General features: G+C 64.5%; 11 protein-coding genes. 4 read left to right on the top strand and 7 right to left on the bottom strand.

Annotated features, from left to right (window positions below):
* Positions 1-716: nitronate monooxygenase (locus MOV74_RS22305; protein WP_246926836.1), on the bottom strand; the 716-nt coding region annotated here is incomplete at its 3' end.
* A 376-nt stretch (positions 717-1,092) separates the two neighbouring features.
* Between MOV74_RS22305 and yghU the strand changes: the two genes are divergently transcribed.
* Entirely contained in the window at positions 1,093-1,968 is an 876-nt protein-coding gene (yghU, locus tag MOV74_RS22300) for a glutathione-dependent disulfide-bond oxidoreductase (RefSeq protein WP_246926833.1), read from the top strand.
* An 86-nt stretch (positions 1,969-2,054) separates the two neighbouring features.
* Here yghU and MOV74_RS41030 read toward each other — a convergent pair whose 3' ends face one another.
* The 5 genes from MOV74_RS41030 to MOV74_RS22270 all read right to left on the bottom strand — a co-directional run bounded on the left by MOV74_RS41030 (position 2,055) and on the right by MOV74_RS22270 (position 6,467).
* Positions 2,055-2,780, bottom strand: coding sequence for an N-acetyltransferase (locus MOV74_RS41030; protein WP_309486827.1), 726 nt, complete (start codon positions 2,778-2,780; stop codon positions 2,055-2,057).
* A 20-nt stretch (positions 2,781-2,800) separates the two neighbouring features.
* Positions 2,801-3,418, bottom strand: a complete 618-nt coding sequence (locus MOV74_RS22285) for a flavin reductase family protein (RefSeq protein WP_246926823.1) — start codon at positions 3,416-3,418, stop codon at positions 2,801-2,803.
* Positions 3,419-3,588: 170 nt separating this feature from the next.
* On the bottom strand, positions 3,589-4,866 hold the full coding sequence (locus tag MOV74_RS22280) for an acyl-CoA dehydrogenase family protein (RefSeq protein WP_212081204.1): 1,278 nt from the start codon (positions 4,864-4,866) through the stop codon (positions 3,589-3,591).
* A gap of 310 nt (positions 4,867-5,176) precedes the next feature.
* Positions 5,177-5,560, bottom strand: a complete 384-nt coding sequence (locus MOV74_RS22275; RefSeq protein ID WP_246926821.1) for a VOC family protein — start codon at positions 5,558-5,560, stop codon at positions 5,177-5,179.
* A gap of 127 nt (positions 5,561-5,687) precedes the next feature.
* A complete protein-coding gene (locus MOV74_RS22270; protein ID WP_246926819.1) occupies positions 5,688-6,467 on the bottom strand; it encodes an SDR family NAD(P)-dependent oxidoreductase in 780 nt (259 codons plus the stop codon).
* A gap of 179 nt (positions 6,468-6,646) precedes the next feature.
* On the opposite strand from MOV74_RS22270, the gene MOV74_RS22265 reads away from it, so the two are divergent.
* Genes MOV74_RS22265 through MOV74_RS22255 form a run of 3 tightly spaced genes read left to right on the top strand, consistent with a single transcriptional unit; the run spans position 6,647 to position 8,798 of the window.
* A complete protein-coding gene (locus MOV74_RS22265) occupies positions 6,647-7,435 on the top strand; it encodes an enoyl-CoA hydratase/isomerase (protein WP_246926817.1) in 789 nt (262 codons plus the stop codon).
* A complete protein-coding gene (locus MOV74_RS22260; protein WP_246926815.1) occupies positions 7,432-8,418 on the top strand; it encodes a phosphotransferase family protein in 987 nt (328 codons plus the stop codon). Before MOV74_RS22265 ends, MOV74_RS22260 begins: the two co-directional genes overlap by 4 nt.
* A gap of 2 nt (positions 8,419-8,420) precedes the next feature.
* Positions 8,421-8,798 carry a DUF6285 domain-containing protein gene (locus MOV74_RS22255; protein ID WP_246926808.1) on the top strand — a complete coding sequence of 126 codons (378 nt, stop codon included), beginning with the start codon at positions 8,421-8,423 and terminating at the stop codon, positions 8,796-8,798.
* A gap of 108 nt (positions 8,799-8,906) precedes the next feature.
* Here MOV74_RS22255 and MOV74_RS22250 read toward each other — a convergent pair.
* On the bottom strand, positions 8,907-9,274 hold a 368-nt coding region (locus tag MOV74_RS22250; protein WP_246926807.1), incomplete at its 5' end, for an enoyl-CoA hydratase-related protein.

Below are 9,274 nucleotides of genomic sequence, written 5' to 3'. Positions count from 1 at the left end.
CCCATCGCCATGCAGGCCGCCATCTGCCGTCCGGTCATGATGCCGCCGGCCGCGAGCACCGGCACGTCGCGGATCTTCTTGATCGCATTGATCACCTCGGGCACCAGCACCATGGTCGAGACCTCGCCGCAATGCCCGCCGGCCTCGGTGCCCTGCACCACGAGGATGTCGACACCGGCCGCGACCTGGCGCAGCGCATGCTCCTTGGCGCCGACGAGCGCTGCGACCGGCACGCCGTGTTTCTTGCCCATCTCGATCATCGCCTTCGGCGGCACGCCCAGCGCGTTGGCGATCAGCCGGATCGGATGGTTGAAGGAGACCTCGAGCAGCTGCAGCGCCGTCTTCCCGTCGAAGGGCTGCGGCTGGTTGGCGTCCACGTCAGTCGTGATCAGCTCGATGTCGTACTTCCTCAGGAGATCACGCGTGTAGCTGCGGTGCTCCTGCGGTACGCGCGCTTCAAGGCTCTTCCAGGTGACGTCCTTCTCGCCTGATGTAGAGATGTTCTCGGGAATCAGCACGTCGATGCCGTAGGGCTTGCCGTCGACGTGATCGTCGATCCATTTCAGCTCGCGTTCGAGCGTATCCGGTGTGTGGACGGTGGCACCCAGCACACCGAAGCCACCGGCGCGGCTGACAGCGGCGACGACGTCGCGGCAATGGCTGAAGGCCAGCAGCGGGAACTCGATGCCCAGCATGTCGCAGATCGGCGATTTCATGGCTCTCTCCCGGCGGCCTTGGCGTTCTCGTTGCTTTCGCTGGCGAAGCAAAGTGACGCGACCCGATCGATGACATGCCGGATTCGGCGAGGCATCTTGTGTGTAGGCGTCGCGTCATCCGAAGGCCGCCGCCTCCATGGTGAGCTGCGTCATTCCAGGGCGCGCGCCAGCGAGAACCCGGAATCCACCTCTCCAAGCAGCCCCGCGGCCCGATGAATTCCGGGTGCGCCCTGCGGGCGCCCCGGAATGACGGGGAAGGGGCTTGCCATGACAAAACGTGAAGTTGCCCCGCCCGGCAATGCGTTGCGGTGCCCTTGCCATCGGCTATTCCCGGGCTAATTAATGCAGGCGCATCTTTCCGCCGGAGCCCCCTCGCATGACCGACACCCCCGCCTACGTGCCGCCCCACGTCTGGACCTGGAACAAGGAGAATGGCGGGCAGTTCGCCAGCATCAACCGCCCGATCGCCGGCCCGACCCACGATAAGCAGCTGCCGGTTGGCAAGCATCCCTTCCAGCTCTATTCGCTGGCGACGCCGAACGGGGTGAAGGTCACGGTGATGCTGGAGGAGCTTCTGGCGCTCGGCCACAAGGGTGCCGAATACGACGCCTGGCTGATCAACATCGGCAACGGCGACCAGTTCGGCAGCGGTTTCGTCGACATCAACCCGAACTCGAAGATTCCCGCGCTGATGGACCGCTCCGGGCCGGAGCCGATCCGGGTGTTCGAGTCCGGCTCGATCCTGTTTTACCTCGCCGAGAAGTTCGGTGCCTTCCTGCCGAAGGATATCAAGGCCCGCACCGAGGCGATGTCCTGGCTGTTCTGGCAGATGGGCAGCGCGCCCTATCTCGGCGGCGGCTTTGGCCATTTCTACGTCTACGCGCCGACCAAGATCGAATACGCCATCGACCGCTTCGCGATGGAGACCAAGCGCCAGCTCGACGTGCTCGACCGGCGCCTCGCCGACAACGAATACCTCGCGGGCAAGGACTATACGATCGCCGACATGGCCGTGTGGCCGTGGTACGGCGCGCTCGCCAAGGGGCTGGTCTATGGCGCCGGCGAATTCCTCTCGGTGCAGGACTACAAGAACGTGCAGCGCTGGACCGACCAGATTGCGCAGCGCCCCGCCGTCAAGCGCGGCCGCATGGTCAACCGCGTCTCCGGCGATCCCGCCAGCCAGCTCCACGAGCGGCACGACGCCAGCGATTTCGAGACCAAGACGCAGGACAAGATCGCACCGGCGACCTAGGTGCGTAGGGCGGATTAGCCGAAGGCGTAATCCGCCATCCCTTGGAGATTGCTCGGCGGATTACGCTTCGCTAATCCGCCCTACGATCAATCCGGCAGCATCTCGCCGGAGCCGCCGAGCTCCGCCGGCAGGTCGGCAAATTTCGGCAAGCCATCCCGGACCGACACCATCTTGCTTGCGTAGTTCGCATGCAGGGTGGGCTGGTGTTGGTATCCCTTCAGTAGATTGGCGTAGACGTCGATCAGCCGCATCCGCGGATGCTCGGTCATGACGTGGCCGCCGCAGCGTTTGCAGAATTTTCGGTAGGAGTGCTCGGTCTTGTTGAACGTCCCGAGCTCCGCCTCGCCCTTGGTGATGCGCACACTGTCCGACTTCCAAAGGCTGAAAGCGTTGATCGGCGCCGCTGACCACGCCTGGCAGTCGGCACAATGGCAATAGCCCGCAAACATCGGCTTGCCGGTCACGTCGACCTCGACAGCTCCGCAGAAGCAGCCAGCGCGATAGCTCTCCTGCGGCTCTGCCTGCGCGTCGTCGCCCTCGGCGAGGAGATCGTTGTATTCAGGATTCTTGCGCATGAAATTGCGGATGAAATCGCACTCGACGGAGAGCTTGCGCCCCTGTGCCCGCACTGCGTCCAGCGTGGCGCGGCCAAGCTTCGAGCCGATGCCGCGGCCGCCGAGCTCCGGCGGCACCTCGGTGTGCACGAGCGTGATCGCGCCCTCGGACTTGCGGTAAGTGACGAAGGCGATCGGCCCGTCGACCTCAAGCTCGAACCGGCTGCGTTCTTCGTTGTCGCGAAAGGATTCCGGCATCGTCTCGCTCCTGGGTTCGGCTATTGGGTCTTTGCGCCTTCCGCCGCCGGAAACACGACGCGGTCGTCGGTGCGGCAGTAGCGGTCGGCGAACATGCGGCCGATCGGGTGATAGCGGTCCATATGCACCCGCATCGCCTTGTCGTCCCACAGCTCGTCGCGAATGTGGAAGTGGATGCCTTCGCCCATGATCAGGCGGCGATCGTCGTTGACGTCGATCAGCTTCCAGAGCTTGCACTCCATCGCCCAGGGCGTGTCGGCGAGTCGCGGCACCGCGATCTTCGTCGAGGGCGCAAGCTTGAGGCCGAGATAGTCGGGTTCGCCGATGTCAGGCGGAAAATCGCCGCTGCTCTCGTGCATCGCCCGCGCCAGCGGCTCGTCCGCCAGGTTGACCACGAACTCGCCGGTGCGCTGGATATTGAGGAAGGTGTCCTTGTCCTCACCATCAGGCTTCCGGTTCGCCGCGAACATGCAGAGTGGCGGGTCCTCGCAGAACGCGTTGAAGAAGCTGAACGGGGCGGCGTTGACCACGCCGGTCGGCCCGAGCGTGGTCACCCACGCGATCGGCCGCGGCAGGATGAAGGACGTCAGCACCTTGTAGCGCTCGCGTGGCGTGAGGTCGCTGGCGGCGTAGTCCATGGGGGCTCCTGCAAGGGGGAGGTCTCGTAGGGTGGGGAAAGCGAAGCGTGCCCACCACTTCTTTATGGTGGGCACGGCGCAAGTGCGCCTTTGCCCACCCTACAGCACTTCCGTCGAACGACATTCGTAGGGCGGATTACGCTTCGCTAATCCGCCCTACGACATCTCGATCACGCCATGCTCAGCTCGTGGCGTCCGACCACCATCCAATGCACCTCGTCCGGACCGTCGGCGAAGCGCAGATGGCGGACGTCCTGATACATCTCGGCCAGCGGGGTCCAGTGCGAGATGCCGGTGGCGCCGTGCATCTGGATGGCCTGGTCGATGATCTTGCAGGCGCGCTCAGGCACCATGGCCTTGACCATGGAGACCCAGACGCGGGCCTCCTTGTTGCCGAGCACGTCCATCGCCTTCGCTGCCTTCAGCACCATCAGCCGCATCGCCTCGATCTCGCAGCGCGCCTGGGCGATGATCTGCATGTTGCCGCCGAGATGGGCGATCTTCTTGCCGAAGGCTTCGCGGGTGAGGCCCCGCTGCACCATCAGATCGAGCGCCTTCTCGGCTTTGCCGATGGTGCGCATACAGTGATGGATGCGGCCGGGCCCGAGGCGGAGCTGCGAGATCTCGAAGCCGCGGCCTTCGCCGAGCAGGATGTTCTCCTTGGGCACACGGACATTGTTGAAGCGCATGTGCATGTGGCCGCGCGGGGCGTGGTCCTGGCCGAATACGTACATGGGGCCGAGCACCTCGACGCCGGGTGTGTCGCGCGGCACCAGGATCTGCGACTGCTGCTTGCTCGGCGCCGCGTCCGGATTGGTCTTGACCATCACGATGAGGATCTTGCAGCGGGGATCGCCGACGCCGGAGATGTAATATTTCTCGCCGTTGATGACCCATTCGTCGCCGACGAGCTTTGCCGTCGTCGAGATGTTCTTGGCGTCGGAAGAGGCGACGTTCGGCTCGGTCATGACATAGGCTGAACGGATCTCGCCGTTGAGCAGCGGCTTCAGCCACTTCTCCTTCTGCTCCTTGGTGCCGACGCGCTCCAGCACCTCCATGTTGCCGGTGTCCGGCGCCGAGCAGTTCATGCTCTCCGAAGCCAGCGGGCTCTTGCCGAGCTCGGATGCGATATAGGCGTAGTCGAGATTCTTCAGGCCCTGGCCGGTCTCGTCGTCCGGCAGGAAGAAGTTCCAGAGACCTTCCTGCTTGGCCTTGTTCTTGGCCTTCTCCAGCACCTCGAGCTGCTTCGGCGTGAAGCTCCAGCGGTCTTCCTTGCCTTCGCCGGCCTTGGCGAACTCGATCGACATCGGCTCGACGGTGTCGCGGATGAATTTCTTGACGTGATCATAGAGCGGCCGGACCTGGTCCGACATGCGCAGGTCGTTGAGCTCGTCGCCGGGATTGAGGGTGTAGTTGGTGGTGCGGGGAATGTAGGTGTGTTTTGTCATTGTTCCTCCCGGGACGCTGAGATCGTTCTGGGCGCAAGAATAGTCGGAGCGCGGCCAAAGTGCGAGCGCGCATTTTTCACGCGGAGCCATGCCATGCGATGGAATTTGGCAGAGGCGTTTGAAATGTTGTTTGAATGGGACGGGAGAGCTCCCTCCAGGTGTCGTCCCGGACAAGCGCGCCTCACTCTCCGCTGTCATCGCCCGGCGAAGACCGGGCGATCCAGTATTCCAGAGACCGTCGTGATTGGGCCGAGAAGCCGCGGCGTACTGGATTCCCCGCTTTCGCGGGGAATGACACCAACCGTGTGGTTTAGTTCGGCATCCGATGCATGGCGCAGATCTTGTTGCCGTCGAGGTCGCGCAAATAGGCCAGATACATCTTGCCGGCCGCGCCGCCATCGCGGATGCCCGGTGGATTCTCACAGGTCTTGCCGCCGGCCGCGAGACCGGCCGCGTGCCAGGCTTCGACTTGCTCGGGCGAGCTGCACGCAAAACCGATCGTGCCGCCGTTCGCGCAGGTCGCCGGTTCGCCGTTGATCGGCTTCGACACCGAGAACACGCCGGTCTTGGTGATGTAGAAGATGCGGTGGCCGTCGACCCTGGCCGGCCGCACCTCGAGCGTGCTCAGCAGGTTGTCGTAGAATGACTTGGCTTTGTCGAGATCGTTGGTGCCGATCATCACGTGCGAGAACATTTGCCCATTCCCTTCTGCGCTTACAATATGAGCCGTAGGTGGGCAAAGCGCAGCGTGCCCCCCACGACATTGGAAAATGCCTATGGTGGGCACGGCGCAAGGGCGCCTTTGCCCACCCTGCAAAAGATCAAAACGCGGTATAGCCGCCGTCGATCACGAACGTATCGGCCGTGTGATACGACGACGCCTTGCTCATCAGATAGACGGCGATGCCGCCGAAATCGCTTGGCTCGCCGAAGCGCCGCACCGGAATGCGCGGCATCACGTTGGCGACGAATTTCTCGTTCGCCATGATGCCCGCGGTCATGTCGCTCTTGATCCAGCCGGGCAGGATCGCATTGGCCGTGACGCCGTGGCGGGCCAGCTCGACGCCGAGCGCGCGCACCAGCGCATTGATCGCGGCCTTGGTCGCTGCATAATGCTCGTTGCGCGCGGTGCCGAAGATCGAGGCGAGGCTCGAGGTGGCCACCAGCCGGCCGAAGGGATCGCCGGCATTGGCGCGATCGGTCATGTGGCGCGCGGCGGCCTGGAACGCGTGGAATACGCCGTCGAGATTGGTCGCAAACATCGTGCGCCATTCTTCCTCGGTGCGCTCGATGAAGGAGCGCCGGCCGCCGCCGCCGATGCCGGCATTGGCGAAGCAACCGTCGACCCGGCCGAAAATGTCGAGCGTCGCCTTCATCGCCGCGTTGACCGAGGCTGGGTCGGTGACGTCGCAGACGCGGGTGTCGACCTTGCCTGATAGCCCCGCCATGCTCGCGGCAGCAGCCCTGTTCTTGTCGGGATTGCGGCCCCAGATCGAGACGTTGCAGCCCTGGCCCGCGAGCGCCTGCGCGATGCCGAGGCCGATGCCGCCATTGCCTCCGGTGATGACGGCCACGCGGCCGGAGAGGTCGAAAATGTTCATGGCGCGTTTCCTGTTTTTGGCAAGTCTTCTTGATGTGCGGTGCATCAGCCGCTGCGCGCAAGATTGCTTGCTATGCTCTGATCACCATGGACAAGACCGCGCCAAAAATCAAATATGCGCTCAGGCAAAACGAATTCCGGTCTGCGAAACTGACGCGGGCCGCAACTCACGAGGAAACCATGCAGTTCAAACACGTCACGCTCGATTTCGATGGCTCGGTCGCGATCCTCAAGCTCGACCATCAGGAGGTGATGAACGCGGTCTCGGTTGACATGCTGGGCGGTCTCGCCGAGGCGCTCGACACGATCGAGGAGAAAAAGGACGAGGTCCGCTGCGTCGTCTTGACCGGCGCGGGGCGGGCGTTCTGCACCGGCGCGAACCTTCAGGGCCGCAACGACCAGTCGAAGAAGACCAAGGCCGGCCTGACGCTCGAGACCGGCTTCCATCCCTTCCTGCGCCGCATTCGCAATTTGCATTGCCCGATCGTGACCGCGGTCAACGGTCCGGCGGCGGGCGCCGGCATGAGCTTCGCGCTGCTCGGCGACATGATCCTATGCGCGCGTTCCTCTTACTTCCTTCAGGCCTTCCGCCGCATCGGCCTCGTGCCGGATTGCGGCTCGACCTGGCTGCTGCCGCGCCTCATCGGCCGGGCGCGCTCGATCGAATTGTCGCTGATGGGCGAGCGGCTGCCGGCCGAGAAGGCGCTGGAATGGGGCCTCGTCAACCGCGTCCACGACGACGGCGTGCTGATGGAGGAGGCGATGAAGCTGGCGCGCGACCTTGCCAGCGGCCCGACGGTCGCGCTGTCGCTGATCCGCAAGCTCTACTGGGACAGCCCGGAGAATTCCTTCGAGGATCAGCTCAACCTCGAATTCCAGTGCCAGCTCCGCGCCGGCGACACCCAGGATTTCCGCGAGGGCGTGGGCGCGTTCCTGGAGAAGCGGCCCGCGCAGTTCAAAGGCAAATGATCGAAACGGAGCTTTCACGCAGCGTCCGGCGCTGGTGTCCGGGGGCGACCGGCGTCACCGGAGCAGCAAAACTGTCCGGCGGCGCCAGCCAGGAAACCTGGCGCTTCGATATCGTGCATCCCGATGGGCCGATCGGCGCGATCCTGCGCCGCTCGCCGAAAGGCTATGGCGCGGCGCCAACGCGCGCGGCAGGTCTTGCCGCTGAAGCGCAGCTGATGCAGCTCGCGTTCGAGGCCGGCGTGCCGTCGCCGCGCGTGATGCATGTGCTGGTGCCGGAGGACGATCTCGGCACCGGCTTCATCATGCAACGGGTCGAAGGCGAGACCATTGCGCGCAAAATCTTGCGCGACGACGAGTTCGCCACGGCGCGGCCGCTGCTGGCGCGGCAGATCGGCGGCATTCTCGCTGGCCTGCATCGACTGCCAAAGGACAAGCTGCCGGAGCTGCGCAGCCGTGGCGCCACCCAGGAGATCGCCGAGTTCGAGCGCGACTATCGCAGCCTGAACTGGCCAAAGCCCGTGTTCGAGCTGGCGCTGCGCTGGCTGCGCGACCACGATCCCGGCCCGTCGGCCGAGACCACGTTGGTGCACGGCGATTTCCGCAACGGCAATCTCATCATCGGCGCCGACGGCGTCCGCGCCGTGCTCGACTGGGAGCTCGCCCATCTCGGCGACCCCATGGAGGATCTCGGCTGGGTCTGCGTCAATTCCTGGCGGTTCGGCGAGATCGACAAGCCGGTCGGCGGCTTTGGCTCGCGTGAAGAGCTGTTCGCAGGGTATGAGGCCGCCGGCCGCAAGGTCGATCAGGCGCGCGTGAAATTCTGGGAAGTGATGGGCACGCTGCGCTGGGGCATCATGTGCGGCGGCATGATGCAGCGTTTTCGCGAAGGCCCCGATCATTCGATGGAGCGCGCGATGATTGGCCGCCGTGCGTCCGAGACCGAAATCGATCTGTTGCGGCTGCTGGCGCCACGCGGGAGCTGATCATGCAGGACGAACCGACACCCGTCGAGCTGACGAAGTCAGTCGCCGACTTCCTCCGCAGCGACATCACGCCGCTGATCTCCGGCCACCAGGCCTTCAAGCTGCGCGTCGCCATCAACATCCTCGACCTCGTCACGCGGCAGCTGACGCAGGAGGAGGGGAGTGATGCGAAAGAGGTGGAGCGTCTGCGCGCGCTGCTCGGCATCGACGGCTCGGTGACGGACCTCAACCGAACGCTCGCCGATCGCATCGCCAGGGGCGAGCTCAACCTCGCAACGCCGGGGCTCGCCGAGCACCTCTGGGCCACCACGATGGACAAGCTCGCCGTCGATCAGCCGAACTTCGCATCTTATAAGCGGGAACTATCGCGAGACGCCTAGACCACTCCACCGTCATTGCGACGAGCCCTTGCGACGAAGCGATCCAGACTGCCTCCATGGAGGAATTTCTGGATTGCTTCGCTGCGCTCGCAATGACCGAATGACCGTCTACTTCCCCACCCATTTCGGCGGCCGCTTCTCCGAAAACGCCTTCGGTCCCTCGATGTAATCCTGCGATGCGGCCATCGCCTTCACCGCCGGATACTCGCGCTGCTCCTCGATCGCCTGTTCCAGCGACACGCCGAGCCCCTTCTGGATTGCCTGCTTCGAGGCGCGGATCGACATCGGCGAGTTCTTGGCGATCGTCTCGGCCCAGCGCAGCGCGGCGTTGAGTGCTTCGCCCTGCGGCACCACCTCGTTGACGAAGCCGAGTTCCTGGCCTTCCTTGGCGCTGACATGGCGCGCGGTCAGGATCATGCCCATGGCGCGCTTCAGCCCGATCTGCCGCGGCAGCCGGTGCAGGCCGCCGGCGAGCG

Source organism: Bradyrhizobium sp. SHOUNA76, from assembly GCF_023006445.1.
Taxonomy (GTDB): Bacteria; Pseudomonadota; Alphaproteobacteria; order Rhizobiales; family Xanthobacteraceae; genus Bradyrhizobium.
Note: the sequence above shows the minus strand (reverse complement) of the source record. Positions and strands in the feature narration are given on the sequence as shown.

Excerpts from the sequence above, each read along its gene's own strand:
- yghU (WP_246926833.1), top strand. The coding sequence starts at position 1,093 with ATGACCGACACCCCCGCCTACGTGCCGCCCCACGTCTGGACCTGGAAC.
- MOV74_RS22270 (WP_246926819.1), bottom strand. The coding sequence starts at position 6,467 with ATGAACATTTTCGACCTCTCCGGCCGCGTGGCCGTCATCACCGGAGGC.
- MOV74_RS22260 (WP_246926815.1), top strand. The coding sequence starts at position 7,432 with ATGATCGAAACGGAGCTTTCACGCAGCGTCCGGCGCTGGTGTCCGGGG.
- MOV74_RS41030 (WP_309486827.1), bottom strand. The coding sequence starts at position 2,780 with ATGCCGGAATCCTTTCGCGACAACGAAGAACGCAGCCGGTTCGAGCTT.
- MOV74_RS22275 (WP_246926821.1), bottom strand. The coding sequence starts at position 5,560 with ATGTTCTCGCACGTGATGATCGGCACCAACGATCTCGACAAAGCCAAG.
- MOV74_RS22285 (WP_246926823.1), bottom strand. The coding sequence starts at position 3,418 with ATGGACTACGCCGCCAGCGACCTCACGCCACGCGAGCGCTACAAGGTG.
- MOV74_RS22265 (WP_246926817.1), top strand. The coding sequence starts at position 6,647 with ATGCAGTTCAAACACGTCACGCTCGATTTCGATGGCTCGGTCGCGATC.
- MOV74_RS22280 (WP_212081204.1), bottom strand. The coding sequence starts at position 4,866 with ATGACAAAACACACCTACATTCCCCGCACCACCAACTACACCCTCAAT.
- MOV74_RS22255 (WP_246926808.1), top strand. The coding sequence starts at position 8,421 with ATGCAGGACGAACCGACACCCGTCGAGCTGACGAAGTCAGTCGCCGAC.